General features: G+C 46.5%; 18 protein-coding genes. All 18 read left to right on the forward strand.

The genetic code is table 11. The annotated features are described in order from the left end of the window. Positions 1-7 precede the first annotated feature (7 nt). The 18 genes from T504_RS14050 to T504_RS0112660 all read left to right on the forward strand — a co-directional run bounded on the left by T504_RS14050 (position 8) and on the right by T504_RS0112660 (position 19,987). Positions 8-1,246: a glycosyltransferase family 2 protein gene (locus T504_RS14050; RefSeq protein ID WP_051635390.1), complete on the forward strand. Its 1,239-nt coding sequence runs from the start codon at positions 8-10 to the stop codon at positions 1,244-1,246. Between the two features lie 13 nt (positions 1,247-1,259). Beyond that, positions 1,260-2,594, forward strand: coding sequence for a glycosyltransferase family 2 protein (locus T504_RS14055; protein ID WP_051635391.1), 1,335 nt, complete (start codon positions 1,260-1,262; stop codon positions 2,592-2,594). Positions 2,595-2,642: 48 nt separating this feature from the next. Beyond that, a complete protein-coding gene (locus tag T504_RS14835; protein ID WP_197018721.1) occupies positions 2,643-4,889 on the forward strand; it encodes an adenylyltransferase/cytidyltransferase family protein in 2,247 nt (748 codons plus the stop codon). Between the two features lie 87 nt (positions 4,890-4,976). Continuing rightward, positions 4,977-5,606: a DUF6088 family protein gene (locus T504_RS0112590; protein WP_033171376.1), complete on the forward strand. Its 630-nt coding sequence runs from the start codon at positions 4,977-4,979 to the stop codon at positions 5,604-5,606. Then, positions 5,593-6,510 carry a nucleotidyl transferase AbiEii/AbiGii toxin family protein gene (locus T504_RS0112595; RefSeq protein WP_033171377.1) on the forward strand — a complete coding sequence of 306 codons (918 nt, stop codon included), beginning with the start codon at positions 5,593-5,595 and terminating at the stop codon, positions 6,508-6,510. Before T504_RS0112590 ends, T504_RS0112595 begins: the two co-directional genes overlap by 14 nt. A gap of 22 nt (positions 6,511-6,532) precedes the next feature. Then, a complete protein-coding gene (locus tag T504_RS0112600; protein ID WP_033171378.1) occupies positions 6,533-7,780 on the forward strand; it encodes a sugar phosphate isomerase/epimerase family protein in 1,248 nt (415 codons plus the stop codon). Next, positions 7,777-8,721 (forward strand): sugar phosphate isomerase/epimerase family protein, encoded by a 945-nt coding sequence (locus T504_RS0112605; protein WP_033171379.1) that lies wholly within the window; start codon positions 7,777-7,779, stop codon positions 8,719-8,721. The genes T504_RS0112600 and T504_RS0112605 overlap by 4 nt, the downstream gene beginning before the upstream one ends. 77 nt (positions 8,722-8,798) lie before the next feature. Further along, positions 8,799-9,383, forward strand: a complete 585-nt coding sequence (locus tag T504_RS0112610; protein WP_033171380.1) for a type IV toxin-antitoxin system AbiEi family antitoxin domain-containing protein — start codon at positions 8,799-8,801, stop codon at positions 9,381-9,383. A gap of 109 nt (positions 9,384-9,492) precedes the next feature. After that, positions 9,493-10,257 carry a nucleotidyl transferase AbiEii/AbiGii toxin family protein gene (locus T504_RS0112615; RefSeq protein WP_197018722.1) on the forward strand — a complete coding sequence of 255 codons (765 nt, stop codon included), beginning with the start codon at positions 9,493-9,495 and terminating at the stop codon, positions 10,255-10,257. Between the two features lie 16 nt (positions 10,258-10,273). Then, on the forward strand, positions 10,274-11,860 hold the full coding sequence (locus T504_RS0112620) for an O-linked N-acetylglucosamine transferase, SPINDLY family protein (RefSeq protein WP_051635392.1): 1,587 nt from the start codon (positions 10,274-10,276) through the stop codon (positions 11,858-11,860). An 11-nt stretch (positions 11,861-11,871) separates the two neighbouring features. Continuing rightward, positions 11,872-12,711, forward strand: coding sequence for a class I SAM-dependent methyltransferase (locus T504_RS14060; protein ID WP_051635393.1), 840 nt, complete (start codon positions 11,872-11,874; stop codon positions 12,709-12,711). Positions 12,712-12,737: 26 nt separating this feature from the next. Beyond that, a complete protein-coding gene (glf, locus tag T504_RS0112630) occupies positions 12,738-13,853 on the forward strand; it encodes a UDP-galactopyranose mutase (RefSeq protein ID WP_197018723.1) in 1,116 nt (371 codons plus the stop codon). Positions 13,854-13,881: 28 nt separating this feature from the next. Further along, entirely contained in the window at positions 13,882-15,153 is a 1,272-nt protein-coding gene (locus T504_RS0112635) for a glycosyltransferase family 9 protein (protein WP_033171381.1), read from the forward strand. After that, entirely contained in the window at positions 15,153-16,091 is a 939-nt protein-coding gene (locus T504_RS0112640; protein WP_033171382.1) for a methyltransferase domain-containing protein, read from the forward strand. Before T504_RS0112635 ends, T504_RS0112640 begins: the two co-directional genes overlap by 1 nt. 9 nt (positions 16,092-16,100) lie before the next feature. Beyond that, positions 16,101-16,805: a glycosyltransferase family protein gene (locus T504_RS0112645; protein ID WP_197018724.1), complete on the forward strand. Its 705-nt coding sequence runs from the start codon at positions 16,101-16,103 to the stop codon at positions 16,803-16,805. 118 nt (positions 16,806-16,923) lie between these two features. Next, the gene (locus T504_RS0112650) at positions 16,924-18,642 is read left to right on the forward strand and encodes an O-linked N-acetylglucosamine transferase, SPINDLY family protein (protein ID WP_033171384.1); all 1,719 of its coding nucleotides are present in this window, start codon (positions 16,924-16,926) and stop codon (positions 18,640-18,642) included. Positions 18,643-18,784: 142 nt separating this feature from the next. After that, positions 18,785-19,075 (forward strand): zinc-ribbon domain containing protein, encoded by a 291-nt coding sequence (locus T504_RS0112655; RefSeq protein WP_033171385.1) that lies wholly within the window; start codon positions 18,785-18,787, stop codon positions 19,073-19,075. Positions 19,076-19,201: 126 nt separating this feature from the next. Continuing rightward, positions 19,202-19,987, forward strand: a complete 786-nt coding sequence (locus tag T504_RS0112660; protein WP_033171386.1) for a basic amino acid ABC transporter substrate-binding protein — start codon at positions 19,202-19,204, stop codon at positions 19,985-19,987. Positions 19,988-20,115: the final 128 nt, after the last annotated feature.

Here is a 20,115-nt window from a genome sequence, read left to right on the forward strand (position 1 = left end):
TGGTTAAATGGCTAAAATTTCTATAATTGTACCAGTGTATAATGTTGAAAAATACCTAAGCAAATGCTTGAGTAGTATTATTGCACAAACTTATAAAGATTTAGAAATTTTATTGCTTGATGATGGTTCTTCAGATAATAGCTATGAAATAATGTCTGAATACGCAGAGAAAGATAATAGAATAAAAATCTATAAATGTGAGCATAAAGGAATAGCTACTGTTCGAAAGAATGGTGTAGAATGGGCAACTGGAGAATATATAGGTTTTGTCGATAGCGATGATTGGATAGAGTCGGATATGTATAGCTCGTTATATAATACTATGATAGAAAATGACTGCGATTTGGTATCGTCAGATGTTTTGGTTCATGGTGTAGATGGTAATGAATGGATTGACTACGACAATTATGAACAAGGTTTGTATACGAATCTTCGTAAGGATATATATCCAACTATGTTACATGATTTTTCGATAAATATGAAAGCAATGCGTTGTTATCTAGTTCCTAAATTGTTTCGTGCAAGCATATTAAAAAAAATTGTAAAAGAAATTGATACGCGAGTCTTTTATTGTGAAGATGAGATGATTTTATATAGGTGTTGTTTGGCTTGCCATAGTATTTACATAATGCGTAAGCCTTTTTATCATTATGTCAAACGTGTCAGTTCTGCTGAATTAAAGCCTAATGAAAATGAACCAGAAAATATGTATCGATTGTTTTCTAATTTAAAAGAGGCCTTTGACAATTCTCCTCATCGAGATGTTTTGATGCCGCAATTATATCAAAATGCTATTTATCTGAATAATAGAGTGCTTCGTGGCTTATATGGCATAGATTTAGGACAGATTAGTTCTTGGTGTTTTCCAGAAATGGAAAAACTATATGGAAATAGAATTATTGTTTACGGAGCAGGAGCCTGCGGGCAGGCATTATACAAGGAGTTTTGGCTGCAAGGCCACATGGATGACATAGTTGCAGTGGTAGATAAGAACTATGATATGCCAAAGAAGAATAAGACTATAGCAAGTGATTATATGGAAAGGCTGAAATATGAAGTGAAGCCTATTTCTGCTATAAATGATGTGGATTATGATTATCTTGTCGTAGCAATATACAATAAATCTGTTGCTGAAGATGCAGTTAAGGAGCTTCATGAGCAATGGAATGTACCGAAAGACAAGATAGTCTGCATAAAGTCATATAAAAAAGATATGGCTTCAATTTTATCGTTAGCGTATTTGTAATGGAGGATTTATAATGCCGAAAGTTTCAATATTAGTTCCAGTTTATAACGTTGAGCGATATTTAGCTAAGTGCCTTGACAGCCTCCTGGTACAAACATTGCAGGATATCGAAATTATTGTGGTTGATGACGGATCCACGGATTCCAGTGGCAAAATTATTGACGAATATGCAGTAAAGGATTCCAGAATCAAGGTTATTCATAAGCGAAATACTGGATATGGCAACACAATGAATGTGGCACTTTCTCAAGCAGAAGGTGAATATGTAGGTATACTGGAGAGCGATGATTTTATCGCTCAGGAGGCTTTTGAAAAATTATACAAAGCCGCAATTGAGCAAGATGCTGATGTGGTCAAGGCGAACTACTATCATTTTTATGAAGATAGGACGGAATTTAAGGATTTATTGCATGATTACCCTAACGAATGTGTATTTAATGCACTGACGTATCCTAAGATTATTGATCGGGCAGAGGCTATTTGGGCGGGGATTTATCGTCGTTCCTTTCTAGAGCAGCAGAAAATATATTTTCATGAAACAACAGGTGCAGCTTTCCAGGATATATCCTTCGCGATACAAGTATGGGTAAAAGCCAAGCGAATATATTTATTACCAGATGCGTTTGTGTATTATCGTCGGGACAATGGGGATTCATCTATGCATAATCCGCGTCGGATAATGAACGTATTTGATGAATATGAGTGGTTGGAAGAAATATTGGAAGAGGAATGGAAACATTTTCCGGTTCTTGAACAGAATTTTGTTGCTACGAAATATGGAGATTATCTGAATCATTATTATCGTGTGGCAGCACCTTATCAATATGCATTGCTGCTAAAGATGGCCAATTCTTTTGCGACTGATTTTCATGCAGGGCGTATTAAAAAAGGTGTATTCCGTCCTGATGTATGGGACAAAATTAGCCGTATGCATGAAGATTTATACGCCTTTTTCTTGTCAAGTGCCAAAGAATTACATGATCCGCGCTTTGAACTTTGTGAATTTCAAAATGAAGATCTGTATGTGGATGGGTGGATTACTGGTCTTACCAAGTATCCTCAATTGATAATATATGGAGCCGGGAAAGTAGGGCAATGGCTTCATGAGCGACTGCAGGCCAGAGGTATTCCGGTTACTTGCTTTGCTGTAACGCAAAAAGATGAATCCATTGATAGGTGTGGTGGGATTCCTGTACAGGAACTCCAGGACCTCCAACAATACGCTGCGTCTGGGGCTGTAGTCATCGCTGTGACGGAATCGCTTCAGTATGAGCTATATAAAAACTTGGTCAAATATGGATTTAAACACGTATATCGTATGGATCAAATGTTGCGTAAACAGCTTTGATTTGTGGTGTTTATTGACAAGATGTATGAAGTGAATTGAGGAAAAACTATGTTTTTAGAAGAGACAACTAAGGCAAAATGGGCGGGAATGATTGCGGAGCTGCCTACGGCACTGCTTCGCTGGTATCCGTTTCGACATGGGAGCAGAGTTTTGTGCCTGGACGAAGATGGTTCTATGGCGGATATGCTGCGGCAGGTCTTTCAGATGGATGTGGTTACTGCAGGTCTTGAACAGATAAGCAGCATAGAAGGTAAATTTGATTATGTGGTAGCGATAAGCACTTTAGAGCAAGCAATTGATCCGGTAGAAGTTTTGGTAGGGCTTCGCCAATTACTGGTAGAGGATGGCGTGCTGTTGCTGGCAATGAATAATCGCCTGGGGATGCGCTATTTTTGCGGGGATCGTGACCTGTATACTAATAAAATATTTGATGGGATAGAGGATTACCGACAGGGACAATCTTCGTGGGGACGGATGTATGCCCGAGGCGAGATTGAGAGCATGCTGGATACTGCTGGTTGGTCACGGCGAAAGTTTTATTCGGTTCTGCCGAATCTGGAGGAGCCGGTATTCCTGTTCGCTGATGGACAATTGCCGAAAGAAGATTTGGCTAATAGACTTTTTCCCAGCTACCATAATCCTCGGTCGGTTTTTTTACAGGAAGAGTCTTTGTATCGTACGTTAGCGGATAATGGACTGTTTCATGCTATGGCGAATGCTTATTTGATTGAATGTTCGCCTAAGGCAGATTTTGCGGATGCGCTTTATGTTACGTCGTCATTGGAGCGGGGCAAAGACAATGCTATGATGACGGTGATACATGCGGACGGAACGGTCAGCAAAGAGGCTGCTTATCCGAAAGGGATGGCACGGCTGAGACGTTTGGCGCAGCATATGAAGAAATTACAGGAGCAGGGCGTGCCCGTGGTAGAAGGTCATTTGGATGCGGATGGCCGCTATATCATGCCATATATCGATTCGGTTACGGGGCAAGTTTATTTAAAAGATTTGCTCCAACGGGATAAAGAAGCTTTCCTGCAGGCCATGGATGCTTTTCGGGAGGCTATTTTAGCATCTTCGCCAATACATTGGGGAGAGTTTACAGATGCGAAGGGAAATACGGGGGAAACTGAGCTTTTTGACGAGGCTTTTCTCGATATGGTTCCGCTGAATAGCTTTTATCTAGATGGACAATTTGTTTTCTTTGATCAGGAGTTTTCGGCAGAGAATTATCCCGTGAATGTGGTACTGACACGTATGATTGCAACATTCTATGCAGGGAATTCTGAGCTGGAGAAGATACTTTCGAAAGATGATTTATATGCCCGCTATGGTTTGCTGGAGGAGAAGCAAAGATGGTTGGAGATGGAGTGGGCTTTCCTGCGGGAGTTGCTGCAGAAGGAACCTCTGGCAGATTACCACCGCTTAGTACGGCGGGATAATGGTTTGGTAGCAGCAAATCGGAGTTATATGAACTGTTTGGGGCGTGACTATCGCAGATTGTTTTTTGATATTTTCCAGGATGCCGATAGCAAGAAAATAATTCTCTTTGGCAGTGGCAGATATGCCAGAGAGTATATGGATCTTTACCGTGTCCGTTATCCGGTATATGCAATCGTGGACAATAATGAAGCTGCCTGGGGGACGGAGATTCATGGGGTAAAGGTTCAGTCTCCGGTACTCTTGGAGAATATGGACTCAGGAGAGTACAAGGTTCTTGTTTGCATCAAGAATTTCTTGCCGGTCATGGAGCAATTGGAGTCCATGCAAATTGACGATTACAGTATTTTTGATCCGGGCAAGTCGTATGCAATTCCGCGAACACCTATAACGGATAATGTGAAGCCGGATGCAGCGGAAGAGAAAAAGAAATACCATGTTGGCTATGTAGCTGGGGTGTTTGACCTGTTCCATATCGGGCATTTGAATCTCTTGCGCCGGGCAAAGGAACAGTGCGATTATCTGATTGTTGGCGTGGTTTCTGACCGTCAGGTGCGTGAGGGCAAGAAGGTGGAGCCTTTTGTGCCGTTTGAGGAGCGCTTGGAAATGGTGCGAGCTTGCCGCTACGTGGATGAGGCACATGAAATCCCCTTCGAGCATCCGGATACCAATATGGCTTGGAAGCTTTATCACTTCGATGTACAATTCTCTGGCAGCGACTATGAGCATGATCCGGTGTGGTTGCGAAAGAAAGAGTGGCTGGAGGAACGGGGCAGCACGATGGTATTCTTCCCGTATACGCAGAGTACGTCGTCGACAAAGCTCAAGAAATTGATTACGGAACGGTTGATATAAAAGTGAAATGAAGTAATTTTTTAATGTCATCTTTTTTGACCATGTTGGTAAAAAATAATATAATATCATTATAGGTGGTGAGTAAGTATGGTCCTGCAGGAGCAAGTAAGAGTGATATATGGAGAGGATACGCCGCTGTTTGCACAGGCAATTGCGGAACGGTTGTCCTTGGATGTCAACACGGTGGTTCAGGCGCTGAAGCGATGGAAGAATCAGGGAATCGTTGAAAAATGGGGGCACGGCGTATATTACTTTCCCAAGGAGTCTCGTTTTTTTGGGAAAAAGAAGTTAAGTTCTGAGAAGGTAATCCAGAGTAAATATCTAGGGGATGAGGCGGAGCCTAATGGCTATTATTCTGATTTGGCGTTAGCAAATCTGGCGGGAATAACAACGCAGATGGCAGCGGTGAAAACCATAGTTACCAACGCTACTTCGAGTAAAAAACGTAAAATCAATGTGGGCGAAAGAACTGTGTACTTGAAGGCACCACGGGTGAGAATTACGAAGGACAATATCAAGGCAATGGAGTTGCTTGATTTATTAACGGTTGTAAATCGGTATTCTGAATATGATTGGGAAGATACCAAGAGGATGATTCAGGATTTTGTACGAAAAAATAATATTAGGGCGACTCAAGTGCAGAGTATTATTAAGGAATATCCTAAGGAAGCGATTGAGAACATTGTTTTAATGGAGGCTTATAGTGCTTTTACATAAGGATAAAGAAGCCTTTGAGGATATCTTGGCGCAAACAGATGATGAGCATCAAAAGAGAATTGATGTCGGTATGCTGGAAAAAGATTATTATGTGACGATGATGCTTAGAAAGCTTTCAGAATCAGCGATAGGTTTTATCTTTAAGGGAGGCACTTCGCTGTCTAAGTGTTATAAGGTGATTGATAGATTTTCGGAAGATATCGATTTGACTGTATCACAGCATCTTACTCAGGGACAGCGTCGTGAAATGGCGGATACGATTATGGCTGTTGGTGAGACTATAGGGCTCAAGCTACAGAATAAAGAGCAGATTCAAAGAAGGCGAAATTTTAATCGTTACGTTTTCGAGTACGAATCTGTGTTTGCTACGTCGACGGTGCGACCGCAGATTATTGTAGAGACGTTTATAACTATATTAGCGTTTCCTGTGATACAAGGAAAAATCGATTCATTTGTAGGTGAAACTTTAGCGAAATATGATGAGGATGCGGTTAGGGAATTTGAATTAGAGCCGTTCACGATGTTGGTGATGGACATAAGAAGAACCTTTGTGGATAAGGTTTTTGCTTTGTGTGATTATTATCTGGCTGGGCAGTCGGAAAGATATTCCCGTCATATTTATGATATCTACCAAATTCTAGAGCATATTTCACTGGCTGACATAGATAGACAGTTGGTGGAGGAAGTTCGCAACGAAAGACTTAAGGATAGCCGCTGTGTTTCTGTGCAAGAGGAACATAATCCAACAAAGATTTTAGCGGAGATAGTAAGTACAAGTTATTTTAAAACTGATTATGAGAAAATAACGGAAATGTTGTTATTTACACGAATACCTTATGAACAAGCGATAACGGCGATAGAGAAGATCGTTGAAAGTGGGATATTCACATCTAGAGGAGTATAGTAAGGGAGGGGAGGTGTAAGATATGAAGGTAATTGGTTCTCCCATGGGGATTGTTGAGTCTAGACGGCCGCGCGGTGGATTGGAAAAGCTTGGTCAGAGTGGCTTTGCTGAGACTGTGCTGGATTTTGGGCTGTTTGCGGGTGGTTTCGCTGTGAAAACGCGGCGGAGCGAGAGTGAGGCACACTGGCAGGAGTGGGCCAATCGATATGTTGAGGAGGCTAAGCGACAGGGAATGCCGCTTAGCCTGGCTTTTGCTCCGCATTTTCAGCCGGAGCAGACGATTGCCGATAGGGAAGAGCTGGAGAGAAGACTGGCGGAAATCTGCATCCAAAAGGCTGCGGAATATGGGATTGAGACTCTAGTGGTGTGCGGCTTGGCTGGTGGCAGTTATGCGGAGAATGCAGCGAAGAATCGTGAATACTTTCTGCGGCTGGGGCAAGTGGCGCAAGCGGTAAAGCTACGCTTGCTCGTGGTGAACAGCTACAGGGATATGAATGGTCATTTGGTGCGGGGCTTCTGTGGTGAGCCAGCGCAGGCGGTGGCATTTGTCGATGAAATCAATGCGGCGTTAGGGGCAGAGGTGTTGGGCTTTTGTCTTGATGCGGGGGTGTGTAACCTCATAGGAATCAATATGTATGATTTCGTGACTGCTTTGGGGGCACGCTTGCAGGCGGTTATCCTGCGGGAAAACGATGGCGTTCATGACGATTCGCTGCTGCCGTTTTCGTCGGCGCATGGCGGCGGTTCGCGCATGGATTGGCTGAATCTTATCCGCGGATTGCGGGCAGTACATTTTTCTGGCGTTGCGGTACTGGATTTCCGGACGACGCTTACGGCTTTGTCAGGGTTGTTGCGTCCTGCGATGCTATCCTTTGCGCATAAGGTGGCAGAGTATCTGACCTGGCAGGTGCAGATGGAGGAATGTTTGCGGCGTTATTCCAGTCGGGTATTGTTTGGTGCGGGGAATATGTGCCGGGCTTATATGAAATGCTATGGCGAGGAATTTCCACCGCTTTATACTTGTGACAATAATCCGCAGGTCTGGGGGAAAGAGTTCTGTGGGCTTTTGGTGCATGCGCCGGAGGATTTACGGAGTTTGCCGGAGGATTGTGCGATATTTATCTGCAATATATATTATGAAGAAATCGAGCGACAGCTGCGGGATATGGGACTGAAGAATCCCATTGAGCGGTTTAATGATGAGTTCATGCCGTCGTTTCATTTTGAGCGGCTAGAGTCGGATGCGTGGAAAGAGCAGGTGAAGGGATGACGGTACGGGGAATTGGTGTACAGACGAAAGAGGCAATCGATGATGCCTGTCCGGGGATTGGTTTTCAGCTTTTGCGGGAGGCTGGGTTTTCGCATGTGGATTTCAGTTTGAATGGTTATATGCGGAATACGGATATCTATAAAATGAAGAATAGCCATTTCTTTGACAAGTCAATGGCGGAGCTCGAGGCGTTTTTCCAGCCGCATAAGCAGGCGGCTGCGAAGATAGGCATCACGATTGGGCAGATGCATATGCCCTATCCTGCCTATGTGCCGCAGGGGAATAACGAGCTCAACCGTTATCTATGGGAGGAAATGGCGCCCAAGAGTATGCAGCTTTGCAAGTTCTTTGACTGTCCGTATATCGTAATCCATGGGTTCAAGCTTACGTATTTCCTTGGTGCTGAGGAGGCCGAGTGGGCGGAGACGGAGCGGTTCATTCATTATCTGGCACCGATGGCCAAGGAGATGGGAATAACGGTCTGTATCGAGAATCTTTATGACAACTTGAATGGCCATATCGTTGAGGGACCGTGCTGTAATGTGGATAAGGCTGTCGAGCGGATTGACCGCATCAATGAGCAGTATGGTGCTGAGGTGCTGGGCTTCTGTTTTGATACGGGTCATGCGAACCTGGTAGGCCTTGATTTCGAGTATTTTCTTACGCGGCTTGGTAATCGGCTGAAGGTGCTGCATATCCATGATAACGATGGGCGGCTGGATCTGCATCAGATCCCCTTTACGTTCACGCGGACGCGGGAAAATGCATCGTCCACGGATTGGGAAGGTTTTATCCGTGGCTTGCAGAATATTGAGTATCAAGGTGTATTGAGTTTTGAAACGGCACCGGTGTTGACGGCATTTCCGGATGCGATGAAAGAGGATGCCTTGAAGTTTATTCATAAGATTGGACAGTATTTTGCTACACGAATTTCTGTTTAACTCATTTAGAGTATTTGAAGATATCTTGATTTCCTCCACTAACTATCATATAATTATAGTTAGTGGAGGAAAGTGATATGATTAGAACGACATATGATTTATTAGATTCTTTTTCTGGTTATGCCAATCCTGATATGAAAATCAAGCGAATGGTTCAGGAGGGGAATCTTTTTCGTTTGCGAAGAGGATTATATGTAACAACCACTAAAATTTCCTCATATCTAGTAGCAGGTGTTATATATGGGCCGTCGTATATCTCGTTTGAAACTGCGCTTTCAAGATATGGTTTGATTCCGGAGCGTGTTTACGCTTGTACCTCAGCTACTTTTCGGAAGAATCGTTCCAAGATATATAAAAATGATTTGGGCGTTTTTACATATCGTGATATTCCTGCGGCTGCTTTTCCGCTTGGGGTTAAGTGTGAGAGGGAGAATGATATGTTTTATGCAATTGCATCGCCAGAAAAGGCATTATGCGATATGCTGTATGTTCAGAAACCCGTATATAGTCAAAAGGCATTGAGGGAATTGTTGTTTGCTGATTTGCGTATTGATGAGGAAGCTTTTGCGCAGCTAAATCGACAAGAGCTACAGCAGCTGGTGCCACGCTATAGACGGCGCACTTTGAATTTGCTAGGGGAATTATTGGACAAGGGGCGGTGAGCTGGTGGATACGTTATTGAATGACTATATGAAGTTCTATAAACCACAGACGGCGGATGACTATAGGAATGCGCTGAAAGAGATTGTCCAGGAGATTGCGTTATATGGATTGAGCCACAGTGATTTTTTTCAAAAAGCGGCTTTTTATGGTGGGACGTCATTGCGGATCTTTTACGGGCTGGATCGTTTTTCTGAAGATATGGATTTTTCCCTAGCTGAGCCGAATGCGGACTTTTCGTTGGAGAAATATTTTTCCTATGTGGAGGAAGCTTTGGCAAGTCATGGCCTGGAAATGTCGGTTTCTAAAAAGATCAAGGCCAATCAAACCGACGTTCAGTCGGCATTTATCAAGGGCGAAACCATAATCCAATTGATTACGATATGGGATAAAGAGGAGCGTGGATTTCCAGGGATTGCACCACATGAGGTAATAAAAATCAAGATGGAGATTGATACGAATCCTCCTGCGGGCGCTTCGTATGATATCAAGTACGGCCTGCGCCCTGTTCCTTACATGGTTCGATTGTATGATGAACCGTCGTTGTTTGCCGGTAAATTACATGCTGTGCTTTGTCGAAATTGGCGAAACAGGGTAAAAGGGCGAGACATTTATGACTTTGTCTGGTATATTACGAATAGGACAAAGGTCAATCTGTTCCATTTACAAAAGCGCCTGGAGCAGACTGGACACTGGAATAAGGAAGATACTTTGACCATTCAGGATTTGAGGAATATGTTGGCTGAGAGATTTGATTCGATCGATTATGAACAGGCAAAGCAGGATGTGAGGAGTTTTATCAAAACGGAAGAAAAATTGCAGCTTTGGGGAACAGATTTTTTTAGAGCTTTATCAAGCCAAGTAGAAGCGATATAGTTAAGGTGGTTGGGATATGGAAAATGGGCGTCAGCGGTTAATCGAGGCTTATCGGAATGCGTTCCGCTTATGGAAACAAAGGCGTTTGATTGAGGCGGAAAAGTTGCTGGATGAGTTTTGGCAGCAAAGTAGCATGAAATCTTTGCGTGGGATGCTGCTTATGGCGTATATCCTGCGCGACCAGCAGAAGTATGTGTCAGAAGTCAAGGTGCTGGAGGAGCTGCTGGAACGTTTTGCGGATTCAGGTGAGGCAAAACTTTTGGCTGATGCCTGGAGTATGTTGGGCTCGGTGTTGCGGCGGCTTGGGGAGAGCGAGCTTTCGGTAGAAGCGTTTAAAAAATCTGTGGAGCTTGAGCCGGATAAGGAGCAGAAGCTCGTGGAGTGCAGTAATGCGCTATTTTCGGCCAATGCCATCGATGGTGTTACTGCGGAATACATGCAGTCGCTATATGCGCTGTATCGTAAGTTGTTAGCAGATTTGGCGATAGAGCCGTATCCGGCGGCAGGCTGGCAGCATAAGAAGATACGTGTGGGGTATTTGTCGGCTGATTTGCGGGATCATGCGGTGGCACAGTTTGTGCGGCCATTGTTTTGCCACTACGATGCGGCACGGTTTAGCGTTTATGGGTACTCACTGGTGAGGCGGCCAGACGGAGTGACAAATGCCTTGCGGCAGGGCTGTGATGTCTGGCGGGATGTTTCGGATTGCTCGCTATCAGAGATTGCGCAGCAGATACGTGCCGATGAAATCGATGTGTTGGTGGATTTGGCGGGGCATTCGGCTGAGAATGCTTTGCCGATTTTCGCTTTCCAGCCGGCGCCGGTGCAGATTTCTGGCATTGGCTATTTCAATAGCACGGGGATGCAGCAGATGCAGGGCTTTTTATCGGATGTTTATTGTTCTCCGGAGGAATCTTCGCCATACTTTACCGAAAAACTTTTGCGACTGCCACATAGCCATTTCTGCTATCAGCCTTTTAGCAGATTCCCTGCAGTGGGAAGTCTGCCATGCCTTAAAAACGGTTATGTGACCTTTGGCTGCTTCAATAATTTCGCCAAGGTCAATGATGGCATGCTATTGGTTTGGAAGGAAATCCTGCAGCGTGTGCCGGATTCGCGTTTGCTGCTTAAACACTCGCTTCTGGGGATTGAGGAGGGAATTTCCTATACACGGCAGCGTTTTGAGCGGCTCGGGATGCCGATGGAGCGCATCGAGTTTAGAGGATTATCGAAGGATTATCTCGAACAATATAATGATATGGATATCGCTTTGGATACCAGTCCGTATCCAGGCGGTCTTACGACTTGTGAGGCTCTGTATATGGGCGTACCAGTGGTGACGCTCAAGGGCAATCGCCATGGGGCAAGATTCGGCTATAGTTTCCTAGCAAACTTGGGCTTGCAGGAACTGGTGGCTGAGGATGCGGAAGGCTATGTGGACATTGCCGTGAAGATTGCAGGCGACTCGGAATTGCTCTCATTGCTGCGGGCAAATCTTCGTCGGATGATGCAGGCGTCGCCGCTTATGGATGGCGATGTGTATATGCGGGCACTGGAAGCCTTGTATTGGCGGCTTCATGAAAAAAGGTGTTATGAGGCATAAGGAGGCAGCTTATGAACATTCATTTTTCGGGAAACAGATATGTCAGCGTATCGGGCGTTGAAGGGGGATTTATATCGGTTCCTGTTGAAATCGATTTAGATGCATCGGTAGATTTCTATCGATTGCTTTGGCAAGAGCTGCCGATAGTGAATCCGCTGGGAAAGTCGTTCTGCCGTATCGGCCGGGAATATGATGGCGGTTATTTGATGTTGGATGATTTTCACGGGAAAGTTGCCTATTCCTTTGGAATCAATACGGATGTTTCCTGGGATGAAGATATAGCTAATCGTGGCTATGATGTTTATATGTATGACCACACAATTAACGCCTTGCCGTATGAGCGGAAGGAATTCCATTGGTTCAAGAAAGGGCTGGCCGATAAGGCGGGGGATGAGTCGCCGCTGCACTTCCTGGATTGGTTCCTATGGAAAAACCAACATATGCAGGAGGAGCATATGTTATTGAAGATGGATGTGGAGGGCGCAGAATGGGGCGGCTTGGAGCAAGTAAATCCTTTGCTATTGACTCAGTTCGACCAAATTGTGTTAGAGATACATGATTTGATCAAAGCGCATACCGACCAAAAGCGGGCGCAGATCTTAAGCGTGTTGCACAAACTGAACCAGACCCATTATCTGGTGCATGTGCATGGGAACAATTGCGGTTTTGCACTCACGGTGGCAGGACAGGTGATACCAGATACTTTGGAGCTTACGCTGGTGAATAAGCAGCTGTATTCGGTGGATATGGAGGCGGCAGTGATCCTTCCACGTGAATTGGATCAGGCGAATGATCCAGCTCGGCCGGATTATGTACTAGGAGAACAGAGAAGAATCGGTCTGAAATCATAGGATAGATAAGGAGTCGGGAGTAGAACATGATGCGACAGGATGGATTTGATTATTTGATTGTAGGCTCGGGTCTGTTTGGTGCGGTGTTTGCGCATGAAATGACGAAGCGGGGCAAGAAGTGCCTGGTGCTAGAGAAGCGTGAGGCCGTGGGCGGCAATATCCGCTGCGAGGAGCGGGATGGCATCAATGTGCATGTATACGGCGCACATATCTTCCATACGAATAACAAAGAAGTATGGCAGTATGTGAACCAGTTTGCGGACTTCAATCAGTATGTGAATTCGCCGGTGGCTAATTTCCGTGGGGAACTTTACAATCTGCCCTTCAATATGAATACGTTCCATGCCATGTGGGGCGTGACGACGCCGGCTGAGGCAGCGGCAAAGATTGCCGCGCAGCGGGCTGAGATAGAGGGTGAGCCGCGGAATCTCGAGGAGCAGGCCATCTCGCTGGTGGGCCGTGATATCTATGAGAAGCTGATCCAGGGATATACGGAGAAGCAGTGGGGCCGCAAGTGTACCGAGCTGCCAGCCTTCATCATCAAGCGGCTGCCCGTGCGCTATACTTATGACAATAACTATTTCAATGCACTGTATCAGGGAATCCCTATCGGTGGCTATAATAAGATCATCGCGGGATTGCTGGAGGGCATCGAGGTAAGGACTGGCGTCGACTATAATGCATCCCGAGGGGAGTATGAAGGCGTGGCTCGCAAGGTGGTCTATACAGGAGCCTTGGATGAATATTTTGCCTATCAGCTCGGGCGGCTGGAGTATCGCGGCCTGAAGTTTGAGACGGAGCGGCTGGAACAGGAAAATCATCAAGGTGTGGCGGTCATGAACTATACGGCGGCGGAAGTTCCGTATACCCGCATTATCGAGCACAAGCACTTTGAGTTCGGCACGCAGCCGGTAACCTATGTGACCCGCGAGTATCCGCAGGAGTGGAAGCCAGGCGAAGAGGCCTATTATCCGGTCAATGACGAACGGAATCAGCAGCTTTATGAAAAATATGCCGAACTGGCGGCGAAGGAGGATAAGCTGATTCTTGGCGGCAGGTTGGCAATGTATAAATACTACGACATGGATAAAGTCATCGAGACGGCATTGTCAGCGGTGAAGAGAGAAGCAGCTGAAGAATAAAGTAATAGTTTGCCAGGGGGTGAACCGGATGGAGACTTTGGTGCAGGTGGCAGAGAAATATGCGCAAGGGGCAGATTTTGCCAAGTGGGATTGGCAAGGTCTTGTCCAGGCTTTCGAGCCGGTGTTTGCTAGGCAGGGCTTCCGTGACGAACACAGCAAGGGTCAGCAGCATATCCTGCTGATACGGCTGGATGCGATGGGGGATATGGTCCTTACGACAGCTTTTGTTCGGGAGGTACGGCGCAATCATCCGGCGGCGTATATCACGCTTTTGGTCAGTCCCGCAATCTATCCGTTGGTGCAGAAGTGTCCCTATGTCAATCGGATATTGGTTCTTGATAAGCTGTTGTTCTACATCGACAAGAAAAGATTCTTTGCTGAGCTTTTGCAGCTTTGTGCAGAGAACTTCTGGTCTGAGCGCTATGCCATCAGCATCTGCCCGCAATGGGGCGACGATAAGACAGCATCCCAACTGGCGGCATATCTGAGTGGTTCTAAAAGGCGTGTGGGATATAGCTGTAATGTCGATACTGTATATGGATATCCAGTGAAAGACACTCGGATGGAATCGGCTTTGATGACGGATTCGTATGTCATTCCAGCAGATATCATCCATGAGGCAGAGCGGATGCTGTATTTGCTGCGGCTGCTGGAAATGGATGTGGCAGACGAACGCATGGAAATCTGGTATAGTGAGGCCGATGTGCGTAGGGCAGAATGCTTGTTGCAGGAGGGGCGTCAGTCTGGCCGTTTTATGATGGCAATCGGTTTGGGGGCTGGCCAGGATAGCCGCAAATATCCTGTAGAAAAATATGCAGAGGCACTTCGGGAGATTGGCCGGAGGTGGGAGGTATATTTTGTCCTGCTGGGTGGAACGAAAGAGCAGGAAGAGGCCCAAAGTCTGCAGGCACTATTGCCGGAGGCGCTTACCTGTAACCTGGCTGGGCAGACATCGGTTCTCGAGACGGCGGCAGTCTTGTCGTTTTGCGATATGTATATCGGCAATGATACTGGCGTCATGCATATGGCGGCGGCAGCTGGTTTGCCCGTTGTCATGGTTTCGCGGGAAGCGGATGATTTTTGTGGCAGTTTAGCGGGCGTGCTCAGTGAGAATCAAAGATTTGCGCCTTGGCAGACGAATTATGTAATCTGCTGCCCGGATGAGCAAATGGGTGATTGTGCGAAGGAATTGAATTATGGTGGCTGCAAAGAAAGATACAGTCATTGCATCAAACAGGTAAAACCAGAGGATATCGTAAAAGCTGTAGCAATGTTGGCACAGACAGATGGAGGAATGTAATGGCCGAAGAGATAAAGCCGGAACTTTTGGGATTTTTGCAGGCAAGTGGTGTGCCGTATCGGATTTTGGTGGTGGAGAGCCTTTATTATCTGCCGGAGCTTCGGCAGATGTTTCCGCAGGCAGAGATTTTTGCGGTAGCGGCAGAAGAGGAAGCAATCGAACCGTACCAGGATTGTCAGGTGGATTTTTGTGTGTTGGACTATCTGTCGGAGCGACTGCCGTTTGAGCGCGAGTATTTCGATTACATCATTTCGGATTTGACGCTCGAGGCCGTGGCGAATCCGCAGGATATTGCGGCTGGATTTTCGATGTATCTGAAACAGACAGGGGCTTTTTTGACAAGCTTTCGCAATATCCGTCATTGGTCCGTGCTTGAGGAGATGATGGAGGGGCATTTTTACCATCTGGTAACCAGGCTCTATGCCAAAACGGATTTTGAACGGCTGCTTTATGCGTCTTATTATAAAAATGTCCGCGTGCGGCCGCAGCTTCGCCGGGCTGAGGATGATATTGTGGAGCGGCTGGTGGCTGCTGGTTTTGAAAACATCCATGAGGATTTGGAGACGGAGTTTTGGCTGGTAAGGGCGGAACGTTCCATGCCGGAGATGGCACTTTTGAAGTCGATGTATACGAAAGAGCAGCGCAAGGAGCTTTCGGATTATCTGCATCGTATTGAGTATGATGTGGATGCGGAAAATCAGTGCCGCTTGTTCTGGGCGTTTTACGAACAGTCGGCGTTGTTTGCTGACTATGTGGCGAACTTTATCCGTCAGGCGGTGTTCCATCCGGAATCGTTTTATCGGCGGTTGATGAAGTATTCGCGTCGGGAGCTCGATGAGATTTTGGCGATGCTCGAATGCACGCGCGAAAATGCTACTTCGCATGATGAGCTTCGGTGGATTGATAAAATCGAGCAGGAGCTGCAGGGAATGAAGTGAGGGTTGAGGATGGATTTGACGATAAAAAAAGATTTGGACGACACAAAGGTAGCCTTCATTACCTGCGTCAATAGTGAGGAATGGTACAGCGAATGCCGCCTTTATTTGGAGAGTCTCAAGATCCCGGCAGGAATGACGGCTGAATTTATTCCTGTGCGGGGGGCGGCGTCGATGTGTGCGGGATACAACAGCGGCATGAATCAGTCCGATGCAAAATACAAGGTCTACCTGCATCAGGATACGTTGGTGGTCAATAAGAATCTGGTGGCGGATTTGCGCCAGCTTTTTGTCGAGGAAAACGTAGGAGCAGTCGGTGTGATTGGCTGCCGCAGTTTGCCGCGAAGCGGTGTCTGGTGGGACGGTTTGCGGACGTATGGCCGCGTGCTTCACGCCTGCGAACCCGAGAGTGTCGTGGATTCGCATTGCCGAGAGCCGGAGGGAAACTGCCAAGAGGTGGAGGCTGTCGATGGTCTCTTTATCGCGACGCAGTATGACATTCCGTGGCGCGAGGATTTGTTTACGGGATTCCATCTCTATGATACGTCGCTTTGCAAGGAGATGCAGCGGCGTGGGCTCAAAGTTGTGGTTCCCAATCAAGAAAAAGATTTCTGGTGTATCCATTGTCCGAAGGAAAAACCACTGGCGAAGGAGTATAAAGGATATCAGAAGATCTTTGTAAAAGAATACGGTGGGGAATTGAATCCGGAAGTGTAAGAGAAGGCCTTTCCTAATTGGAAGGGCTTTTTTTGTAAAGAGAAGCAGGAAATTAATCAACTTTGTAGAATATAGGAAAATATGCGAAACTATGAGACAAATTAGGAGTTCTTTTGGAATGGATCACGATGCTTTGAATTGGCTTAGCTTGGCAGACAAGTTTGCAGCAGAGGGCGACCCGAAGGGGATGCGCGCCTGTGCAAAAGAGTTGTGGGATATGGATGCGGATAGTATGGACGGTGCAGCTGTCATGGCTGAGGCCGCCCTGTATTCCGGTGAACGCGAGGAAGCGCAGGCACTGGTGGAGGAAATCCTAGCCAAGAAGCCAAGGCATTTGCGGGGACGCATGGTAAAAGCTGGTTTGGCTGCTGTGGAGTTCCGTTTGGATGAGGAAATTCCACTGCTTCAGGAGATTATTGCGGAAGTACAGCACAAGCGAGATGCACTGGAACCAGATGATGCATACTTTGGGGTATTGACACATATCCTAAAGAAAACTCGTGGCTGGCTGGCAGATGCTGAGTATTTGGCAGCCAGGCCGGATAAAGCGGCTGATGAGCTTTTGGCTCGTAGTGAAATCTGTGAGGACCCGCTGGAGAAGGCAGAGATGTACAGTAAGTACCTCTTTATGCGCAATTATCGGGAGCAGTCGATCTATGAGAGCCGTGGAGCTGCAGAAGCGTATGAGCCGATGCTTTCGATTACGCCATATCTTCATGAGGATGTGAAGAAACTGCCGGAAAAAAAGCTTCGTATCGGTTATTTGTCACCAGATTTTCGCGAGCATGCGGTGGCATCTTTTTTGGAACCGCTGCTAAAAGAGTATGATGGCGAGCATTTTTCGGTTTACTGTTACTCGACAGGGCGTTCCGACCACGTCACGAAGAAGATACGGGCCTGCCATGTCCACTGGCGTGACCTCAGAGGCCGCAGCCCGCGGACTGCGGCCCGGCTCATAGCTGAAGACCAGATTGATATCCTGATGGATTTATCCGGGCATACCCAGGGGAGTTGCCTGCCGATTATGGCTTTTCGGCCGGCGCCTGTCCAGCTGGCTGGGATTGGCTACATGAATACGACAGGGTTGTCGACTGTGGATTACTTCCTGTCCGATGAGGTATGTCTGCCTACCGGGGAGGTTACCGCGGAAGGCTTTACGGAGAAGATCCTGCGTCTTCCGAGTTCCCATCTTTGCTATCGTCCGGGATTTGCCCGGGAGATACCAGCAGCGGGCACTGAGGCACCGTGTTTGCGCAATGGGTATGTCACCTTTGGCAGCTTTAATAACTTTGCCAAGGTGACGGATGAGACATTGCTCATGTGGCGCAGTATTTTGGATCAGGTGGCGGATTCCCGCTTGGTCATCAAGGGGAAAATCTGCAGCATTCCCTCTGGACAGGCTATTGTGAGGGAACGGTTGGCCCGCCTGGGGGTAAATATGGCGCGGATTGAACTTCGCCCGTACAGTCCCGATTATCTGGAACAGTATCGGGATATCGATATTGCGCTGGATGCGATGCCCTACAATGGTGGCCTCACAACTTGCGAGGCGCTTTATATGGGGGTACCGGTGGTAAGCCTGCGCGGACGCAGCCACGGATCCCGGTTTGGTGCGTCAATCCTCACGAATGCTGGCGTGCGGGAGCTCGTTGTGGAAAATGATTTGAACTATGTGCGCCGGGCCGTTCAGCTGGGGAAATCGCCGGAATTGGTGGGAGCATATCATTCTGGTTTGCGGGCTAATTTACTCAAATCGCCGCTCATGGATAGTAAAAAATACATGAATGAGCTGCAAAATGGCTATCGTCAGATATGGAAGAATTTTTGCACAAATTAAACTATAACAAAAAAACTTGCATTTTTGACAGTAGTCAAGTATAATAACGTATGGGACGTTCTTGATTCTTAGCGTTTTATAACACTTTGAGAAGTGGGGACATCTTAGTTTATTTTATTTTTTCTAGTAAGGGGATTATCTTATGGCTTTCGAAGACAAGACACTCGTATGCAAAGACTGTGGTAAAGAGTTCACGTTCACTGCTGGTGAGCAGGAATTCTACGCTGAGAAGGGTTTCGAGAACGAACCGGCACGTTGCCGTGACTGCCGTGACAAGCGTCGCCGCACTCGTGAAGGTGGCGAGCAGCGCCAGATGTTCAAGGTAACTTGTGCAGAATGCGGCAAGGAGACGGAAGTTCCGTTTGAGCCGAAAAATGATCGTCCGGTATATTGCCGTGACTGCTTCAACAAAAAAAGAGCGGAAAGAGAGTAATCTCTTGAAGTTTGCTCAGTGTGTGCTATAATAATAAATGTGCGTGAGCAATGGAGCCCGAGCGAAACGCTCGGGCTTTATTTGTTTCAGTGTAACGTATAATAATTTGAGAAAGTAGGGATTTTCATGAAAATGAAAAAGGTACTGGCAGGTATCGCTGTCTGCGCATTTGCGGTATTTGCACTGGCTGGCTGCGGTGGCAGCAGCAATACGTCATCGAGCAGCAGCTCGGAAGCGAAGGTGCTCAAGGTTGGTTCTTCTATCGATTTTGCTCCGTTCGAGTTCCAGGATGAGAGCCAGAAAGAGTATCAGGGATTCGATATGGATCTGATCCGTGCAATCGCCAAAGAGATGGGTTATGAAGTGGAGATTCAGAATCTGGGCTTCGATGGTTTGATTCCGGCTTTGCAGGGCAAGAACATCGATGTCATCATCTCTGGTATGACGATTAATGACGAGCGCAAACAGAATGTACTCTTCTCGGATCCGTATTATCAGTCCGGTTTGACGATGGTTGTCCGCAATGATGAGAAGGCAATCACGAAATTCGCCGATCTCAAGGGCAAGAAGGTTGCGGTTCAGATTGGCACGACCAGCGAGGCAGAAGTCAAGAAGATTGAAGGCGTCGAGGTCAAAGTCCTCAATACGCCGGCTGACTGCTTCATGGAACTCAAAGCAGGCGGTGTTGATGCTGTTGTAAATGACCGTCCGGTCAACGATTATTTCATCACGAAGAACGGCGCACAGGGCGTCAAAGCTCTCGAGGAGAGACTGACGGCTGAGGATTATGGTATCGCTATCGGCAAAGATAACAAAGAACTGCAGGAGAAAATCAATGCAGCTCTGAAGAAACTCAAAGAGAATGGCGAATACGATAAGATTTTCGCAAAATGGTTTGGCGAGAAAAAATAATCATAAAAAATGTATAAAAAATCATCGGTGATAAATTTCACCGATGATTTTTTTTGCTCAAAAGACAAATAACCTCGATGTTGACAGGCGGAGGACATTGAAATATAATAGGTTTATAGGTTTACAGT

Origin of the sequence: Selenomonas sp. ND2010, assembly GCF_000702005.1 — a bacterium.
Taxonomy (GTDB): domain Bacteria; phylum Bacillota; class Negativicutes; order Selenomonadales; family Selenomonadaceae; genus Selenomonas_A.

Coding starts and splice junctions, on each gene's coding strand:
- T504_RS0112655 (WP_033171385.1), top strand. CDS start 18,785: ATGGCTTTCGAAGACAAGACACTCGTATGCAAAGACTGTGGTAAAGAG.
- T504_RS0112640 (WP_033171382.1), top strand. CDS start 15,153: ATGGCCGAAGAGATAAAGCCGGAACTTTTGGGATTTTTGCAGGCAAGT.
- T504_RS0112660 (WP_033171386.1), top strand. CDS start 19,202: ATGAAAATGAAAAAGGTACTGGCAGGTATCGCTGTCTGCGCATTTGCG.
- T504_RS0112600 (WP_033171378.1), top strand. CDS start 6,533: ATGAAGGTAATTGGTTCTCCCATGGGGATTGTTGAGTCTAGACGGCCG.
- T504_RS0112635 (WP_033171381.1), top strand. CDS start 13,882: ATGGAGACTTTGGTGCAGGTGGCAGAGAAATATGCGCAAGGGGCAGAT.
- T504_RS0112610 (WP_033171380.1), top strand. CDS start 8,799: ATGATTAGAACGACATATGATTTATTAGATTCTTTTTCTGGTTATGCC.
- T504_RS14050 (WP_051635390.1), top strand. CDS start 8: ATGGCTAAAATTTCTATAATTGTACCAGTGTATAATGTTGAAAAATAC.
- T504_RS0112605 (WP_033171379.1), top strand. CDS start 7,777: ATGACGGTACGGGGAATTGGTGTACAGACGAAAGAGGCAATCGATGAT.
- T504_RS0112590 (WP_033171376.1), top strand. CDS start 4,977: ATGGTCCTGCAGGAGCAAGTAAGAGTGATATATGGAGAGGATACGCCG.
- T504_RS0112620 (WP_051635392.1), top strand. CDS start 10,274: ATGGAAAATGGGCGTCAGCGGTTAATCGAGGCTTATCGGAATGCGTTC.
- T504_RS0112645 (WP_197018724.1), top strand. CDS start 16,101: ATGGATTTGACGATAAAAAAAGATTTGGACGACACAAAGGTAGCCTTC.
- T504_RS14055 (WP_051635391.1), top strand. CDS start 1,260: ATGCCGAAAGTTTCAATATTAGTTCCAGTTTATAACGTTGAGCGATAT.
- T504_RS14060 (WP_051635393.1), top strand. CDS start 11,872: ATGAACATTCATTTTTCGGGAAACAGATATGTCAGCGTATCGGGCGTT.
- T504_RS14835 (WP_197018721.1), top strand. CDS start 2,643: ATGTTTTTAGAAGAGACAACTAAGGCAAAATGGGCGGGAATGATTGCG.
- glf (WP_197018723.1), top strand. CDS start 12,738: ATGATGCGACAGGATGGATTTGATTATTTGATTGTAGGCTCGGGTCTG.
- T504_RS0112650 (WP_033171384.1), top strand. CDS start 16,924: ATGGATCACGATGCTTTGAATTGGCTTAGCTTGGCAGACAAGTTTGCA.